The organism is Agarivorans sp. JK6 (assembly GCF_045277145.1).
Taxonomy (GTDB): domain Bacteria; phylum Pseudomonadota; class Gammaproteobacteria; order Enterobacterales; family Celerinatantimonadaceae; genus Agarivorans; species Agarivorans albus.
Window position 1 is genome coordinate 3009855 of the sequence record NZ_CP113525.1, and the last position, 17878, is coordinate 3027732.

Sequence of the window (17878 nt, forward strand, 5' to 3'; positions counted from 1 at the left end):
TAACTAACTAGATATCAATATAAAAAGTAAATTAGCAGCAATACTATGAATTCATTGGATAGCACCAAGGAGCGAGAGCTAACCAGTGTCGATAACAGGGAACAGTTAATCGGTATGATTTACCGTGCGGCGGCAGAACCTGAATATTGGCCCGATTTGCTTGAGCACCTATACATGATGCCAGAACTTCAAAGCACAGAAGAATATGGCCACTCAGACTCCTCTTCGGCACAATTAAGCCAAATGCTCGATGCGGTATCTCCGCAACTATCGATGGCTAAGAACCAATACTCCGAACGGAACCAGATTTTACTTGAACACTTTAACCAAGCATTAAATATCGCAAAGCGTATTTACCAGCTTGAAGAAAAAAACCATTCGCTTAACTCTTTGCTCGACCACATTCCGGTTGGGGTAATTTTGGTGAATGCTAAAAGTGAAATTTTGCTCACTAACGAGCTAGCAGAAGAAACCCTGCAGCTTGGCCAAGGGTTATACCAACGCAATAAAAACTTAGTGACCCAGCAAAGTGAATCAACAGATTTGCTCAATCAATATGTAGAAGAGCTGTCTTCACTGGGGCCTAACGAATCCAGCAGCCGGGGCTTACCGATCCAAATTGGTCAAGAAACAGATGTGCAAACCATGGTAATTCTTAGCCCGGTAAACCATCTACAAAACCCAAGTTTAGAGCGAAATGCCAGTGTGGTGGTGTTTATCTCCCCTTCTCGCCCCGATGTAGAGCTTGATTTAGCCGCTTTTGCAGACGGTTATAACTTAACTCCAAAAGAAGCGCGCATCGTTAATTATATTGCGCAAGGTATGTCTCCACCTGACATTGCTGACAAAATTTTTGTGAGTTACAACACTGTGCGTACTCAGCTTAAATCGGTATTCAAGAAAACCAATGTTAGTAGCCAGAGCGAATTAGCTAGTTTGGTGCTAACTGGGCCTTGGGGAATGCTATCGCAAAGTAGCCGCCACTTTGACTTTACCGAAGCCCACGACCTTAATGCACGCTACTTTACGCTGCCCGATCAACGTAAGCTGTGTTACCAAGAATACGGCAGCCCTAAGGGCAAACCGGTGGTTTATTGCCACAGTATTTTAGGTAGTCGCTTAGAAAACTTTTTTGATGATGTTGATTTAGCAAAACACCTAGGTTTGCGCTTAATCAGCATCGACCGCCCCGGATTTGGTGGTTCTGATTACTGCGAAAACTACGGCTTTGTAAATTGGTCAAAAGACTTAGCAGCGCTACTCGACCATTTAGAACTAGAGCAGGTTCAGTTACTGGGCTACGCCACAGGAGGCGTTTACGCAGCCTGCTGCGCAGCCACTATTCCTGAGCGGATCAGCAACATGACGATTGTGAGCTCAGGCGATGCCCTCACTTACGACAGTGATTACGAGGCCACTGCCAAGCTATATCGCATGCACATGAAGCTGGCTCGTGACTTCCCTAGTATGCATCGCCTGTTTACTAATATTCTTGATAAGGGCTTGCACAAAGACCCTAACAAATTATTTAAGGTATTAGCCCGCGATCTAGAAGGTGCCGATGTTGAGCTATTTGAGAGCCCACAATTTAGGGAAAAGTTTGGCCGTTATTTAAAAGAATCGAAGATCCAAGGCGGTAATGCTTTTTCTGACGAGGTGCGTCAAGTGATGTCACCTTGGGGCTTTAACATTGAAGATGTAAAAGTTGCTACGCAGCTATTCCATGGCGAGCAAGACAGGCATATTCCGTTGGTGCTTGCCGAGCGCTTTATCGAGCGCGCAGCCAACGCTAAGCTCACTGTCGTTCCTGAACAAGGTCATTACATGATTTATCGACAGTGGCCTGAAATACTAAAAAGTCTTGCAAGTAACTAAGTTACTAACTCACTCTCAAAAAAGGCGGCCAATGGCCGCCTTTTTCATTAACTGTCTAAACGCTCGAAACGCCGAATAATAGCTCGCTTAGATTTTAACTCGTTGCAGCTATTACAAAAATAATCTACTGCACCGCAGGCCTTTAGCTTTTCAAGCTCGGCATCGCATTTATCGCAATGCACACGCTGCGAGAACTTATGGTGGCAGGCGCCACACAACCAGTGGTCATGTTCGTGTTGTAACTGTCCATCACACTCTGGGCAAGCAACTTCAATAGTCATAGTGTTCCTCTACGATTTTTTGTACTTACTTACATTTTGCATTTTTTTCCGACGGCGTTCTTGAGCCATGGTAAGTTTTGACTTCTTATCTGAGAATGGATTCTCACCTTCTTTAAACTCTACGCGAATTGGCGTGCCCATAATCTCTAGCGCTTTGCGGTAATAATTCATTAAATAACGCTTATAAGAGTCTGGTAAAGAATTAACCTGATTACCATGTACAACGATGCGAGGTGGATTATAGCCGCCAGCGTGAGCATAACGTAATTTAACCCTACGACCGCGCACTAAAGGCGGCTGATGGTCGTCTTGAGCCATCTGCATAATCTTGGTCAACATAGAGGTAGAAACGCGCTTAGTGGCGCTTGCGTAAGCCTCCTGAACCGATTCATAAAGGTGGCCAACGCCAGTACCATGTAGCGCTGAAATAAAGTGAACGCGTGCAAAGTCGATAAAGCCCAAACGTCTATCCAGTTCAGTTTTAATCCGCTCTTTATGTTCGTTGTCTAAACCATCCCATTTATTAACTGCAAGCACTAAGGCGCGACCGGCATTCAACACAAAACCAAGCAAACTTAAATCTTGATCTGAAATGCCATCTTTTGCGTCGATTACCAGCATCACCACATTAGCGTCTTCAATCGCTTTAAGGGTTTTAATAACCGAGAATTTTTCTACTGTTTCTGTCACCTTACCGCGCTTACGTACCCCTGCTGTATCAATCAAGATGTAATCTTGATCTTCTCGCTGCATCGGGATGTAAATACTGTCTCGGGTGGTACCTGGCATGTCGTATACTACCACTCGGTCTTCACCCAGAATCCGATTAGTCAGCGTAGATTTACCCACGTTAGGGCGGCCAACAATGGCCAGTTTAATTGGAAGGTCTGCAAACTTCTGCGCTAACTCATCAAGCTCTGACTCGGTCATTTCTTGCGTATCAGCTTGCTCTAACTCTGGCTCATCCGCTTGATTCTCAGCCTGCTCAGTAACAAAGGGACGCAGAGCTTCTTCTAATAACATGCTTACGCCGCGGCCATGGGCAGCAGCAATTTGATGAACTTCACCTATCGCCAAGGCATAAAACTCGCCACAGGCGGTATCGGCATCAATGCCGTCAGTTTTATTGGCCACCAAGAAAACTTTCTTTTCTTGTTTACGCAAATGATGGGCAATCGCCTCATCAGCAATGGTCACTCCGGCACGCGCATCCACCAAGAACAACACCGCATCGGCTTCTTCAATAGCTTGCAAAGACTGCTGCGCCATCATAGCGTCAATGCCTTCTTCATCGCCATCAATACCGCCGGTATCAATAACAATAAATTCTTGCTCCGCGACTTTGGCTTGACCATATTTACGGTCACGAGTTAGACCAGGAAAGTCAGCTACTAGCGCGTCCCTGCTGCGTGTAAGGCGATTAAATAATGTAGATTTGCCAACATTTGGGCGTCCCACTAAGGCGACAACAGGAAGCATAAGGGCCTCATTTTCTAGAATACATGACATGACAAAGGCTCATGGTTAATTCACCATGAGCCTTTTGTACACAATTATAACAACTTAACTGCGATCTAGCGCAATTAACTTACCACTTCGTGTTTGAAGGATAATTTTGTCGGAGGTTACCACAGGCGCAACATATAAGCCGCTTTTATCTACTAACATTTTGCTAGCAAACTCGCCGGTTTCACGATCAAGCCAATATAAGTAGCCCTCACTGTCACCCACTAATACCTTATTTCCGTCTACTGCGGGGGCAGTAACGATACGGTAAGACAAAGCACCTTGGGTCCATTTTTCTATGCCGTTGTTGCGCTCAATGCTATAAACATTGTCGCTAACGTCAGTAACAAATAGGTTTAAACCCGAAGAAGCTATATTTTGGTAGGCAGAATAACTGCGCTTCCAGTCTTCTTCACCACTGCGTAAATTAACCGAAATAAGGTTTCCGTTGTAAGCAACCGCATAGAGCTGAGAGCCAATCAAGGCTGGCTTACTATCCACATCTACAATTCGGTCAATCTCAGTAGAACCTTTAGGCTGGGCTAACTTTGTTTCAAACAGCAATTGACCACTTTCTAAAAGATACAGGCCAATTTTACCGTCACTACGACCTAAAATTATCGCGCCGTTAGAAATAATAGGTGGCGCTTTGCTGCGCAACGACAGTGCTGGCTGGTCAATTTTAATATCCCACTTTTGCTCACCAGAGTGAGCATCTAGTGCAACTAAATGGCCGTTACTGGTGATAACTACCACCAAACTGTCTTCTACAGCAGGAGCCGCTAGCACTTCACCAGCCACTTCTGCCTGCCAAACTATTTCACCGGTTTCTGCATTTAACGCAAATACGTCGGCGTTTTCGGTGCCTAAATATATACGGCGATACGCAGCAGTTAAGCCACCAGAAACACGTGCATTAGGGGTATTTCCCGAGAAGCGATTGTTACTTTCAACTCGAGATAAATCTTGGTCCCACAAGCGTTTACCTTCTAAATCAAAGGCACGCACTTGACCATAGCGGGCAGCGGCAAACACTGAATCGTAGGCGACAACTGGCGACAACGCCGAGAAGTAATCGTCAACACCTTTGCCTACGCGGGTTTCCCACTGTTTGCCTACTGTAAACTGGTTTTCAAACTCAGGCACGGGTGCCATTTGCACAACATCTTCTTCAGAGTTGAACAAAGAACACGCCGACAAGCCAACGAGCAAACAAGCTAAGCTAGCAGCACGCCAAGCTTTAACCATTAGCAGCCTCAACTTCAGTTAAATCATTAAGTTTTAGGTTTACACTAGGGTCTTGCTCTGCTGCACCAGCAGCAACAGCCGCTTGATAGGCTTGACGAGCTAATGCTTGCTCACCCTGTTGCAAGTAAATATCACCTTTAATTAGTTCAACGGTTGCCACTAAAGCAGGCTCAGTAACTTTATCTAGGCTGGCTAAGGCATTATCAAATTCGGCTAATTGAGCTTGTACACGAGCGAGTCGAGTATAGATCATGCCTTTAAGCTCTTCGGGCGCACCTTCAAGCGCTAGATTAAGCTGAGTTTGCGCCTGAGCATAATCTTCTTTAACCACTAGTTCTTTTGCTAACAATAATGATGCAAATACTGAATAGTTTTTGTCACCTTGGTTAGCTGCCACAAAATTTGCTAAAGGAGTTAACTCTTCATTATTTGTAGCTAGTTGACTAACCACTTGTTGAAAAGCATCTGAAGCCGCTTCCTTTTGCTCAATTTGGTATTCGCCAAAATAGCGCCAACCAAATACAGCAGCTAAACCTAGTACCGAACCGCCAATAACTGATGTTCCGTTTTTCTTCCACCAGTCTTTGATGGCTTGAACTTGCTGTTCCTCGGTGGAATAAATGTCCACAGCGTCTCCTTAACTAAACTAATACGGTATTAAGCAAAGCAACTAACTCTGATTGAGCGATGCACTGCTGTTGAATATCTTCGCGTAGGTACTTTACAGTAACCTGCTGGTTGGCTAATTCATCTTCACCGATGATCAATGCCACTTTAGCGCCTGACTTATCAGCTCGCTTAAATTGTTTCTTAAAGTTTCCACCACCACAGTGGCTCATAACCCGAACAGAGGGTAACGCATCTCGCAATTGTTCGGCTAACGAAAATGCTGCGCCAAGTGTTCCTTCTCCAGCATTGATCACATAAACATCGGCACTTGATGGTAAATCACCCAGTAACTCGAGTGTTTCCAGCAATAGAACTAAACGTTCCATACCCATGGCAAAACCAACAGCAGGCGTTGCTTTGCCGCCCAATTGCTCTACCAAACCATCGTAACGGCCGCCAGCACATACAGTACCTTGTGAACCTAAGCTTGATGTTACCCACTCAAACACAGTGCGGTTATAGTAATCAAGACCTCGAACCAAACGCGGGTTTAGTTCATAAGCGATGCCTGCATTATCTAGCAGCGCACATAGTTGTTCGAAATGCTCTTTACTTTCTTGGTCTAGGTATTCACTAAGGCTAGGTGCGTCAACTAAAACCGCTTGCACCTCAGGATTTTTACTGTCGAGAACACGCAAAGGGTTATTGTACATGCGACGTTTTGCGTCTTCGTCTAAGGCTTCTTTATGCTGCTCTAAGTAAGCAATTAAAGCATCACGGTAGTTAGCGCGAGCTTCATTTGAACCTAAGCTGTTAAGCTGCAAAGTAACGTGATTCTCTAAGCCAAAGGCTTTCCAAAAGCGCGCAGACAAGATAATGACTTCAGCATCGATATCGGCGCTGGCAATACCAAAAGACTCAACGCCTACTTGATGAAACTGGCGATAACGACCTTTTTGTGGGCGTTCATGGCGGAACATTGGCCCCATGTACCACAAACGCTGCTCTTGGTTGTACAACAATCCAGCTTGGTTGCCTGCACGTACACAACAGGCTGTGCCTTCAGGTCGCAAGGTTAAGCTATCACCATTGCGATCTTCAAAGGTATACATTTCTTTTTCTACGATATCGGTCACTTCACCGATAGAGCGCTTAAACAAATCAGTGCTTTCTACAATCGGCATTCTTATTTCGTTGTAACCGTAGGCTGCCACCACCTCTCGAATTACTGATTCTACCTTCTGCCAAGCGGGTGTATCACTTGGTAGGCAATCATTCATGCCACGTATTGCTTGTATTTGTTTAGCCACATTAATCTCGAATAAAACAGGTCAATAATTATTAAAGGCCCTCGATTATAGGGCCTTTAAGCAAAGAGGTAAATTTAAATGCAGATTAGCTTTCGGTAATGTCTTTAATCGCGATACGCGAGCGGATTTTCGCTTCTAAAGCATCTACTAAGTCGTCATTATCGAAGCGCTCTTTTTGGCGCACGCCATCTTGATAAAAGCCGCTTTTTTTGTTGCCACCGGTAATGCCTAAATCAGAGATAAGCGCTTCACCCGGGCCATTTACCACACAGCCGATAATGGACACATCCATTGGCTCTACTATGTCTTCTAAACGCTGCTCGAGAGCGTTAACCGTTGAAATAACATCAAACTCTTGGCGAGAACAGCTTGGGCAAGCAATAAAGTTAATACCGCGAGAGCGAATGCGCAGAGACTTAAGAATATCAAAACCTACTTTAATTTCTTCAACGGGATCGGCTGCTAAAGAGACCCGCAAGGTATCGCCGATACCTTGTGATAACAACATACCTAAGCCAACTGCCGATTTAACCGAGCCGCTGCGTAAACCACCGGCCTCTGTAATACCAAGATGTAAAGGTTGGTCAATTCGGCTGGCCAATCCTTGATAAGCGCCTACGGCAAGGAAAACATCAGAGGCTTTCACACTCACTTTAAACTGGTCGAAGTTCAAGCGATCGAGTATATCCACATGACGCATCGCAGACTCAACTAAGGCTTCTGGCGTGGGTTCGCCGTACTTCTCTTGCAAATCTTTTTCTAAGGAGCCGCCATTCACACCAATACGAATGGGGATGTTGCGCTCACGTGCAGCATCAACTACCGAGCGAATGCGTTGCTCGTTACCAATATTACCTGGGTTAATACGTAAACAATCTGCGCCATACTCCGCCACTTTTAAGGCAATGCGGTAATCGAAATGAATATCAGCCACTACAGGAATTGATACCTGCTGCTTAATTTGCTTGAAAGCTTCGGCAGCATCCATGGTAGGCACGGAAACGCGCACAATATCGCCACCCACTGCAGCAATTCGGTTTATTTGCTCAACCGTTGCAGCAACATCAGTTGTACGTGTATTGGTCATAGACTGCACAGTGATGGGCGCGTCTCCGCCCACTGGCACATTACCCACCATAATTTGTGTTGATTTACGGCGTTTAATTGGAGTTGGTTGATTCATAATAATCGAAAGATCTTAATTGTTTGGTATTTGCATTCGCACAACTTTACCGCGTGTAAATGACGATAAGTCGATTGATTCTTGTCCGTAACTTACACTCACGCCTGCATTAGTACCAAGCACGATACTATAAGGAGAAGGACCAGTTACAGAGAGTGATTGACCAGGCTGTTTAATGTCTGCAACCAAGCGTTTGCCAGTGGCATCTCTAATCTCTACCCAACACTCATTTTCAAAACTCATGTTTAAGGCAGTTAAAGCTGCCGCTTGGTTCACTTCTACTTCTGGCTCAGGATCTGGGCTGTTTATTACAGTGGGCTCAGATGCTTGCGAAGCAGGCTCATTTGACGCAGATTCATTAACGGGCTCGACGACTGGCTCCAGCACCTCTTGAGACTCAACTTTTGGTTCAGCATCAATCTCATTGTTAGCTTCTACCACAGGCTCTGAAACAGGCTCTACTGGTTGTGCCGATGGCAACTCGGGAGCTTCAACAGTGCTTAGCACTTGAACATTTTCAGCACTAGGTTCTGGAATTACATCAACTTCGGGCTCGCTGGTCGGCTCTAGAATTCGGCTTTCTGAACTAGCGGGGCTGGCCTGACTAAAATCTACTTGTTGGCTCTTTTCTTGCCACCACCAAATCACCAGCAAAACAACAATGCCAAGGCCCACTAAGTAGGTAAACTTCATCAAGCGACTGTCATGAGTCTCTTGCTTTATCCGCCCAGAAAAACTCTGCATCTCTGTGCGTTGTTCATGGGCATCGTGCAAATGGGTGTAGCTAGAAAGCACTAGGTCTTCAGAAAGATTCAACAAACGCGCATAAGCACGCAAGTAACCTTTGATAAAAGTACTCGATAAACCACTATCGAAGCTATCGCCTTCTATATCTTTGATTACTTGCAAACGCAGTTTCAAACGTTCAGCAACTTGAGCTTGACTTAGCTTGGCGGCAACACGTGCTTCTTGCAGCATTTGCCCAGGGCTAACCACTTCAATGTCTTCACTTAGCTCTGTTTGCTCTGATTCGGCTTTAGTAGTCATTAGCGATGTATCGTTTAGTTTGTTCAGATTTAGGGAACTGCTGTTGTAAGGTTAAGCCCCAACGTGCTTCTTCAGCAAAGTTGTCGGCTGCACTTTCTAAGCGAACCCAAGCAAAGGCGCTTTCCGCCGTAGTTTCAGCCATACTATCATACCGTTGCAGATATAATCGGGCTTGCTCGGGTTTATTTTTTTGTAGATAAACCTCGGTGGCTCCAAGCAAAGAAGCAGGGCGGCGAATGTTATAGGCTAAGGCACTGGTAAAGTAATCTAAGGCTTTATCCAAGTCGCCAGCAGTTAAAGCGCATAAACCCGCGTTCTCATTGGTTCCCGCTACTTGAACGTACTCAGGATTAGCTAAAGCTTGCTTAAATAACTCCTCGGCTTGGTCATACTCTTTCTGCTTACACAGCATCACGCCGTAGTTATTAAGTACATCACCATTGCGTGGCGCTATAGACTTAGCACGTTTATATGCATCTAGGGCTCGCTCAGGCTGGCGAACACTTTGGTAGAAGTGGGCTTGGGCGATGTAAACATCAACTAGATTAGGCGCTAACTCTTGCGCTAGCTCCAAATTACGTTTTGCTTGTTCTGCATCGCCAGCTTCTAAATAACGTAACGCCAAGCTAATTCGGGTTTTAGCGGCAGCGTCTTTATTAAGCTGTTTATCTTTATTGTTTACTTCTTGGCCATTTACACGGGTTTCGGTTACACAACCAGAAACCAAAAATACCACCAAAAACAAGTACAACCAGCGTTTCATATCCGTCCTTCGATAAGGTTAGTTATTGAATTGTGACTGAAATTTCTTGCTGTTGCATCCGTTTTTTCATGGTTCTTTTGGTTCTGTCGACAACGTCACCTGCTAGCTGTCCACAAGCCGCATCAATGTCATCGCCACGGGTTTTACGAACCACTACCGTAGAGCCATATTCCATCAAGACCTTACTAAAACGATCTACGCGGCTATTACTCGGTTTGGTAAACGGCGAACCAGGGTAAGGGTTAAATGGAATTAAGTTAATTTTACATGGAGTATCGCGTAAAACTTCCGCTAATTCATGCGCTTGCTCCATAGAGTCATTAACGCCATTAAGTAATACATACTCAACAGTTACCTTGCCTCTATTAGCGTTTGATTTGTCGATATAACGTTTTACACCAGCCAAAAATGCTTCGATGTTGTATTTATCGTTGATCGGCATGATTTCACTGCGCAGCTTATCGTTGGGAGCGTGCAGCGAAATAGCTAACGCCACATCGAGCTTATCACCTAATTTATCTAAAGCAGGCACCACACCAGAGGTACTTACTGTTACCCGACGCTTGCTCAGGCCATAGCCGTTATCATCTAACATTAACTCTAGGGCTGGGATCAGGTTGTTTAGGTTTAGCAACGGTTCACCCATGCCCATCATTACTACATTGGTAATTGGACGTTTTCCTTCGATGCCTTTGTGACCAATCACTTGAGCTGCTCGCCAAACTTGACCAATGATGTCAGACACTTTTAAGTTACGGTTGAAACCCTGTTGGCCAGTAGAGCAGAAGGTACATTCCAGCGCGCAGCCAACTTGTGAAGATACACATAATGTCGCGCGGTCACCCTCAGGAATATAAACGGTTTCGATCTCTTGGCCAGCCACTAACATCGCCCATTTAATGGTGCCATCTGCACTGCGTTGCTCAGTGCTAATTTCTGGTGCGCGTACTTCAGCCAAACGCTTAAGCTTTTCGCGTAAGGCTTTATTGATATTGTTCATTTGGTCGAAGTCATCTACACCAAAGTGATAAATCCACTTCATTACCTGATCGGCACGAAATGGTTTTTCGCCTATCTCGGCAAAAAACTGACGTAAACCAGCTCGATTAAAATCAAGTAAATTTGTTTTTGTTTCACTCATCGCTTAACTCCACGATCGACCAAATAAAAAAAGCGCCGAATTGTACAAATAATAACAGCAGAAAGCCAGTTATTCTCTGTACTCGGCGCCAATTGGCAGCTAATAAGTTTTTAACTATTAAGCTGCATTTGCCAAAGAAGCTTTTGCCCCGTTTGACTTATCTAGGACAAATCTCATTGTCTTCAAAGAAATAGGCGATTTCTCTCGACGCTGACTCTGGTGAATCAGAGCCGTGGGTGCCATTTGGTGGCATGCCCGAGCCAAAGTCATGACGTAAGGTACCGGCAGCGGCTTCTGCTGGATTAGTCGCACCCAATAACTCACGGTAACGCTGCACCGCATTCTCAGCTTCAAGCACTTGCACCATGATCGGTCCAGATGTCATAAACTCAATCAGCGGTGGGTAAAACGGTTTACCCTCATGTTCTGAATAAAAGCCTGCAGCTTGTTCTTGCGACAAATGCACCATTTTGGCTGCAACAATACGTAAACCGGCAGACTCCATACGCGCATAAATTGCACCAATTGCGTCTTTCGCCACCACATCGGGTTTAAGTATAGAAAAAGTACGTTCTAAGGCCATTAACTAGCTCCATCTAAAATTTGGTGAATATCACTCTTTGATATTGTAAGTGAATGATAAGTTAGCTCAACTCAGTTAACAACCGTGAAATGGTGCGAATACCATGTCCCTTTGCCCCAGTTGCCCAAAGTGCATTACCAGATTTTTGATAAGAGCCAGACATATCGAAATGCAGCCAGTTTTTTTCTGCGTTTTCAACAAAGTGGGCTAAGAAAGCTGCAGCAGTGGATGCGCCGGCCATGCCCTCGCCTGAAGAAATATTGGCAATATCAGCAAAGCTAGAGCCAATTTGCCCTTTATGGAAAGGTTCTAGGGGCAGAGGCCAAGCTTTTTCGTGCTCCTGTTTGGCAGCTTGTAAGGCTTGGTGAACCAACTCATCATCAAAGCCAAACACAGCATTGTAGTCGCGACCTAAAGCCATTTTAGCTGCGCCCGTTAAGGTAGCTGCATCGATAATAACTTGAGGCTTCTGCTCACTGGCGGCAATTAAACCATCGGCTAATACCAAGCGACCTTCGGCGTCGGTGTTAAGCACTTCTACCGTAACACCGTTTTTGTAAGTAATTACGTCGCCCAGCTTGTAAGCATCTCCAGATACCATGTTCTCGGCGCAACACAAATACAGTTTCACACGTTTGTTTAAGCCGTTAGCAATTGCTAAACCTAAACCTCCAGTAACGGTGGCAGCGCCCCCCATGTCGCTTTTCATGATTGACATGCCGTCGGAAGGCTTAAGGCTATAACCGCCTGAGTCAAAGGTAATACCTTTACCTACTAGGGCTACGGCCACTGGCTCGTCTGGGTTTCCACTAGGATTAAAATCTAATTGCAACATCGCTGGTGCTTGGCTGCTCCCCTTGCCCACCTGATAAGTCCCTACCCAGCCTTGTTCCAGTAAATCTTCACCAGAGATAATCTCATAAGAAACATGTTCCGGAGATAAACCACTTAAGAAGCTCGCTGCAGATTCACATAAAGTTTGTGGGTAAATAGCTGCCGGACCAAGATTAATCGTTTTACGTGTCCAATCAGCAGCAGACTTAAGCGCATCAAAACGCTGCTGGTCAGCATCACTTAGTACCACTACATCTAATTGGTTATCTTGTTTAGCGTTGTAATAACCTTGATAGAAAGCCCAGCATGCTTCTAAATCCCAGCTATCGCCAATAAAAGAAAGGTGCTTTAGGCCTTGCGCATCTAATTTTCGGCCGGCTTTTTGAATATCTTGAAGGCGGGCTACGCCTTCAGAATTGATATGAATATTAACTTGGTTAGCTTCAAAGCTAACTAAGGCATTTTGGCCCCATTGAACAGCGGCAGGTTTGGCGCATAAAACTAGATCCATAACGGCGGTCATCAATACTTCCTCATTTGAGTAATCGACAACGAGCCCTTGGAACTTAGTCTAGTTCATCCATCCAGGCTAAAATAATTGCTTCCAAAATGCGCTCGTTGCTGTGCTGTGGGTCATCGTCAAAATCATCTAACTGACAAACCCATTGGTGTAAGTCGGTAAACCGAACTTGCTTAGGATCTTGCTCTGGAAATTGCTCGGCCAGTTCTATCGCTATTTGCTCAACATCTATCCAACGCAACCCCATCAGCCTATTCCTTAATGTTGTTCAGACACCATATTAATAGTGTATTTAGGAATTTCTACTACTAAGTCTTCATCGCTTACCATTGCTTGGCAACCTAAACGAGACTCGGGCTCCAAACCCCAGGCTTTGTCTAGCATATCATCTTCTAGCTCATCGCTTTCTTCAAGCGAATCAAAGCCTTCGCGAACAATTACGTGACAGGTAGTACAAGCACAAGATTTTTCACAAGCGTGCTCAATGTCGATACCTTCGCGCAAGGCAACATCCAATACGCTTTCACCTTGTTTTGCTTCTACTACTGAGCCTTCAGGACATAAGTCCTCATTAGGCAAGAAAATCACTTTAGGCATCTTAAATCCTATCTACTTGCTGGCCCCTTAGGGCTTGTTTAATGGAATCATCCATTCGCCTTGCGGCAAAATCTTGACTGATACTGTCTAAATATTTAATGGCTTGCTCTATCTCGGAAACAGAGTCCCCTTCAGCACTAGCTTGTAATTGCTGCATGGCTTGTTCAATGCCAAGACGCTCTTCATCTTGCAGCAAACGTTCGCCACTTTCGACTAATGCAGCACTCATATCTTCAATGAAGCGAGCGGCTTCGACTTGTTGCTCACGCAACATGCGCATAGTGACATCATGTTTAGCATTGGTGATGGAGTCTTTAAGCATTCTCGCCACTTCTTCATCGGCTAAGCCATAAGAAGGTTTGACCTCAACTGACGATTGCACTCCAGTTGATTTTTCCATCGCAGTAACTGATAACAAACCATCGGCATCCACTTGGAAGGTGACTCGAATATGAGCGGCACCAGCAGCTAAAGGTGGAATGCCTTTTAGCGCAAATTTAGCCAAAGAGCGGCAATCATCTACTAACTCGCGTTCACCTTGTACCGCATGAATCGCCATTGCTGTTTGGCCGTCTTTAAACGTTGTAAATTCTTGGGCTCGAGCAACTGGAATAGTGGTATTACGCGGAATAACTTTTTCGACCAAGCCTCCCATTGTCTCAATACCTAAAGAGAGAGGTGTAACATCAAGCAGTAACAGCTCACCATCTTTTTTGTTCCCCACCAAAGTGTCAGCCTGAATGGCTGCACCAATCGCAACAACTTGGTCAGGATCAATGTTAGTTAAAGGCTGCTTGTCAAAAAAGTTAGCTACGTCGCTACGTACTTTTGGCACTCTAGTAGAACCGCCAACCATAACTACATTGTTAACATCTTCTAGCTCTACTTCAGCGTCACGTAAAGCGCGGCGACAAGCGCGAATAGTGCGCTTAACCAAACTTTCAATGAGGCTATCGAATAACTCGCGGCTAATGCTGCCCTGCCAATTAATACCGTCAATATCCAAATTGATATTGGCACTGTCTTGGTCAGTCAAGGCTACTTTAACTTGATTGGCTATGCGTGATAATTCGCGCTGTAACTGGGCAGAACGCACTCCACTAACTTGCGCTTGTTCGGCTATCCACTCAACTAAAGCATCATCAAAGTCATCACCACCGAGCGCAGAATCTCCACCCGTGGCTAGTACTTGAAATACACCTTTAGATAAACGCAGGATGGAGATATCAAAGGTACCACCACCTAAATCAAAAATCGCGATTACGCCTTCATCGCCACTATCTAATCCATAAGCAATAGCCGCAGCTGTCGGTTCATTAAGTAAACGTAGTACATGTAAACCTGCTAGCTGAGCAGCATCTTTGGTACCTTGGCGCTGTGCGTCATCAAAGTATGCAGGCACAGTAATAACCACGCCATCGGGTTCACCTTGTAATGACTCTTCAGCTCTCGCTGCTAAACTTTTTAAAATTTCAGCAGAAACTTGAATAGGATTAACATCGCCCGCTACTGTTTGAATATGCGGGGTTTTAGCGTCACTAAAGTTATAGGGAAACAGTTTACGGTCTATATCTGCGCTATCTTTGCCTAATAAACGTTTAACCGAGGTAATGGTGTTATGAGGATCGGTAACCGCTTGTGCTTTGGCTAACTTACCAACTTCTACACCATCTTTGTGGTAGCGAACCACCGAAGGAAGTAAGGTATCACCGCTATGGTCAGCCAAAGTAACGGCTTTGCCGCTACGTACAGTTGCAACCAAAGAGTTAGTGGTACCTAAATCGATACCTACAGCCAGTTTATGTTGGTGAGGAACAGCCGATTGCCCAGGCTCTGCTATTTGTAGTAATGCCATATAGATTAGTAATCTAAAATTTTCTCTTCAAGTTGAAGCAGCTGCTGTTGCAGGCGTGCATAGAATTTGAGTTTGCGAACATCGTCTGCAGCTTGCTCAAAATTTTGTTCATTGTAGGCTTTTTCAAAGCTTGAGCTCAAGTCGCTTCGTTGCCGCTTCAATAACCTTGAGAAGTTATCAATAGCGTCTTCAGGATCGGCTGCATGCTCTATTTCAGCCAATTGCTCCCTTAACTCCATTTGACTCATCAAGAAGGCAACGTCGTTGATAGTTCGCTGTTCGCCTCCAAGCTCTATACCTTGCAAACTTAATAAGTATTGCGCTCGGCTAAGAGGGTCTTTCAGCGTTTGATAAGCGTCGTTGATTTGCGCAGCTTTTTGCATCACTTGAGCCTGGCGTTCGCTAGACTCAGCAGCAAAATTATCGGGATGGTATTGTTGTTGCAGCTCTCTGTAGCTATCAGCTAAACCATTTTGATCTAGCTGATAAGACGGAAGTAGAGAGAATAACTCAAAATGATTCATAGCGTGTTCCATTTAAACGCTAAAGCTCTCTCCACAACCACATTCGCCATTTACGTTAGGGTTGTTAAATACAAAGCCTTCGTTCAAACCTTCTTTAACAAAGTCTAATTCAGTGCCATCGATGTAAAGTAAGCTTTTCTCATCAACGATGACATTTACACCGTGGCTTTCAAATACTTTGTCGTCTTCAGCTAATTGGTCTACAAACTCCAAAATATAAGCCATTCCCGAACAGCCAGAGGTTTTTACCCCTAGGCGCACGCCAGTGCCCGCGCCTCGGTTGTTCAAAAATTGACTTACATGTGTTGCTGCAGCTTCAGTTAGTGATACAGCCATGATGGCTCCTTAAATCTACTACGCGTTTTTCTTTTTGTAATCAGCAATGGCGGCTTTAATGGCGTCTTCTGCCAAAATTGAGCAGTGAATCTTCACTGGCGGCAAGGCTAATTCTTCAGCAATATCGGTATTTTTAAGCGCTTGAGCTTCGTCTAAACTCTTACCTTTAACCCACTCGGTAACCAGTGAGCTGGACGCAATTGCTGAACCACAACCGTAAGTTTTGAAACGAGCGTCTTCAATCACGCCTTCGTCGCTTACTTTAAGTTGTAACTTCATCACATCACCACAAGCTGGTGCTCCCACCATACCGGTGCCAATGTGGCTATCATCTTTATCTTCGAAAGCGCCAACGTTACGCGGGTTTTCGTAATGATCAATTACTTTTTCACTATAAGCCATGATATCTCTCCAAATCCGTTATTTTTAATACTTAGTGGTGTGCCCACTCAACCTGGCTGAGGTCTACGCCGTCTTTAAACATGTCCCAAAGTGGAGACATTTCGCGGAGTCGGCCAATACCTTCGTTAATCACTTTAACTGCGTAATCGATTTCTTCTTCAGTAGTGAAACGGCCAAAAGAGAAACGAATAGAACTGTGTGCGAGTTCGTCATCTAAGCCTAGTGCGCGCAGAACATACGATGGCTCTAAGCTTGCAGACGTACACGCAGAACCTGATGAAACGGCTAAATCTTTAAGCGCCATTATCAATGACTCACCTTCAACATACGCAAAGCTCACATTTAAGTTAGCCACTACACGTTGCTCAAAATCACCGTTTACATAGGTTTCTTCAATATCTTTAATGCCTGCCCAAAAGCGGTCACGTAAAGCGCGAATGTGCTCGTTATCTTTTGCCATATCTTGTTTAGCAATAGCAAAGGCTTCCCCCATTCCAACAATTTGGTGGGTAGGTAAGGTACCAGAACGCATTCCACGCTCATGGCCACCGCCATGTACTTGCGCTTCTAGGCGAATACGTGGCTTACGTTGCACGTACAAAGCGCCAATACCTTTTGGCCCGTAAACCTTGTGTGCAGAGAAAGACATCATATCTACAGGAAGCTCTTGAAGATCGATCTCAACTTTACCTGCGCTTTGTGCCGCATCAACGTGGAACAAAATTTTACGAGAGCGACATAACTCACCAATCGCTTTAATGTCTTGGATTACGCCAATTTCGTTGTTCACATGCATGATAGATACAAGAACCGTATCTTCACGTAATGCTTCGGTTAAGGTCTCAAGGCTGATAACACCGTTGCTATCTGGGTCTAAATAAGTCACTTCGTAACCTTCTCGCTCTAATTGGCGACAAGTATCTAGCACGGCTTTGTGCTCAGTTTTACACGTGATGATGTGCTTACCTTTTTTATTGTAAAAGTGAGCAGCACCCTTAATAGCAAGGTTATTTGATTCTGTAGCACCCGAGGTAAATACGATTTCACGTGGGTCAGCATTTACTAGGTCAGCAATTTGGTTGCGGGCAATATCTACAGCTTCTTCTGCTTGCCAGCCAAAACGGTGTGAACGTGAAGCAGGGTTACCGTAAATACCATCTACGCTAAGGTATTGCATCATCTTTTCAGCAACCCGAGGGTCAACAGGAGTGGTTGCTGAATAATCAAGATAAATTGGTAATTTCATTAAAGTTCTCCGTTACTA

General features: G+C 44.8%; 19 protein-coding genes. 1 reads left to right on the forward strand and 18 read right to left on the reverse strand.

The window, feature by feature from the left end; genetic code table 11:
• Positions 1-45 precede the first annotated feature (45 nt).
• Entirely contained in the window at positions 46-1875 is a 1830-nt protein-coding gene (locus OV592_RS13970) for an alpha/beta fold hydrolase (protein ID WP_406609001.1), read from the forward strand.
• A 47-nt stretch (positions 1876-1922) separates the two neighbouring features.
• On the opposite strand, the gene OV592_RS13975 is transcribed toward OV592_RS13970, so the two are convergent.
• The 18 genes from OV592_RS13975 to OV592_RS14060 form a co-directional block, all read right to left on the reverse strand.
• Positions 1923-2156: a zinc ribbon domain-containing protein gene (locus OV592_RS13975; protein ID WP_406609002.1), complete on the reverse strand. Its 234-nt coding sequence runs from the start codon at positions 2154-2156 to the stop codon at positions 1923-1925.
• A gap of 9 nt (positions 2157-2165) precedes the next feature.
• The gene (gene der, locus OV592_RS13980; protein ID WP_406609003.1) at positions 2166-3635 is read right to left on the reverse strand and encodes a ribosome biogenesis GTPase Der; all 1470 of its coding nucleotides are present in this window, start codon (positions 3633-3635) and stop codon (positions 2166-2168) included.
• 84 nt (positions 3636-3719) lie between these two features.
• Positions 3720-4910, reverse strand: a complete 1191-nt coding sequence (bamB, locus tag OV592_RS13985) for an outer membrane protein assembly factor BamB (RefSeq protein WP_016401221.1) — start codon at positions 4908-4910, stop codon at positions 3720-3722.
• Positions 4903-5538: a tetratricopeptide repeat protein gene (locus tag OV592_RS13990; RefSeq protein ID WP_016401222.1), complete on the reverse strand. Its 636-nt coding sequence runs from the start codon at positions 5536-5538 to the stop codon at positions 4903-4905. The genes bamB and OV592_RS13990 overlap by 8 nt, the downstream gene beginning before the upstream one ends.
• Positions 5539-5551: 13 nt before the next feature.
• Positions 5552-6829, reverse strand: coding sequence for a histidine--tRNA ligase (gene hisS, locus OV592_RS13995; RefSeq protein ID WP_406609004.1), 1278 nt, complete (start codon positions 6827-6829; stop codon positions 5552-5554).
• Between the two features lie 85 nt (positions 6830-6914).
• Complete coding sequence (gene ispG / locus OV592_RS14000) at positions 6915-8012, reverse strand: flavodoxin-dependent (E)-4-hydroxy-3-methylbut-2-enyl-diphosphate synthase (protein ID WP_016401225.1); 1098 nt, start codon at positions 8010-8012, stop codon at positions 6915-6917.
• A 15-nt stretch (positions 8013-8027) separates the two neighbouring features.
• Complete coding sequence (locus OV592_RS14005) at positions 8028-9059, reverse strand: RodZ domain-containing protein (RefSeq protein ID WP_406609005.1); 1032 nt, start codon at positions 9057-9059, stop codon at positions 8028-8030.
• Entirely contained in the window at positions 9049-9822 is a 774-nt protein-coding gene (gene pilW / locus OV592_RS14010) for a type IV pilus biogenesis/stability protein PilW (protein ID WP_016401227.1), read from the reverse strand. Before pilW ends, OV592_RS14005 begins: the two co-directional genes overlap by 11 nt.
• A 22-nt stretch (positions 9823-9844) precedes the next feature.
• On the reverse strand, positions 9845-10963 hold the full coding sequence (locus OV592_RS14015) for a bifunctional tRNA (adenosine(37)-C2)-methyltransferase TrmG/ribosomal RNA large subunit methyltransferase RlmN (RefSeq protein WP_152779309.1): 1119 nt from the start codon (positions 10961-10963) through the stop codon (positions 9845-9847).
• 157 nt (positions 10964-11120) lie between these two features.
• On the reverse strand, positions 11121-11546 hold the full coding sequence (ndk, locus tag OV592_RS14020; protein WP_406609006.1) for a nucleoside-diphosphate kinase: 426 nt from the start codon (positions 11544-11546) through the stop codon (positions 11121-11123).
• Between the two features lie 61 nt (positions 11547-11607).
• Positions 11608-12903 carry an aminopeptidase PepB gene (gene pepB / locus OV592_RS14025; protein WP_406609007.1) on the reverse strand — a complete coding sequence of 432 codons (1296 nt, stop codon included), beginning with the start codon at positions 12901-12903 and terminating at the stop codon, positions 11608-11610.
• Positions 12904-12946: 43 nt separating this feature from the next.
• The gene (iscX, locus tag OV592_RS14030; protein ID WP_016401231.1) at positions 12947-13147 is read right to left on the reverse strand and encodes a Fe-S cluster assembly protein IscX; all 201 of its coding nucleotides are present in this window, start codon (positions 13145-13147) and stop codon (positions 12947-12949) included.
• A gap of 11 nt (positions 13148-13158) precedes the next feature.
• Positions 13159-13497 (reverse strand): ISC system 2Fe-2S type ferredoxin, encoded by a 339-nt coding sequence (gene fdx, locus OV592_RS14035; protein ID WP_016401232.1) that lies wholly within the window; start codon positions 13495-13497, stop codon positions 13159-13161.
• 1 nt (position 13498) lies between these two features.
• Positions 13499-15352, reverse strand: a complete 1854-nt coding sequence (gene hscA, locus OV592_RS14040) for a Fe-S protein assembly chaperone HscA (protein WP_406609008.1) — start codon at positions 15350-15352, stop codon at positions 13499-13501.
• Between the two features lie 5 nt (positions 15353-15357).
• A complete protein-coding gene (gene hscB / locus OV592_RS14045) occupies positions 15358-15876 on the reverse strand; it encodes a co-chaperone HscB (RefSeq protein WP_406609009.1) in 519 nt (172 codons plus the stop codon).
• Between the two features lie 12 nt (positions 15877-15888).
• On the reverse strand, positions 15889-16212 hold the full coding sequence (iscA, locus tag OV592_RS14050; RefSeq protein ID WP_016401235.1) for an iron-sulfur cluster assembly protein IscA: 324 nt from the start codon (positions 16210-16212) through the stop codon (positions 15889-15891).
• Positions 16213-16230: 18 nt separating this feature from the next.
• On the reverse strand, positions 16231-16614 hold the full coding sequence (gene iscU / locus OV592_RS14055) for a Fe-S cluster assembly scaffold IscU (RefSeq protein WP_016401236.1): 384 nt from the start codon (positions 16612-16614) through the stop codon (positions 16231-16233).
• A 31-nt stretch (positions 16615-16645) separates the two neighbouring features.
• Entirely contained in the window at positions 16646-17860 is a 1215-nt protein-coding gene (locus OV592_RS14060) for an IscS subfamily cysteine desulfurase (protein WP_406609010.1), read from the reverse strand.
• Positions 17861-17878 lie beyond the last annotated feature (18 nt).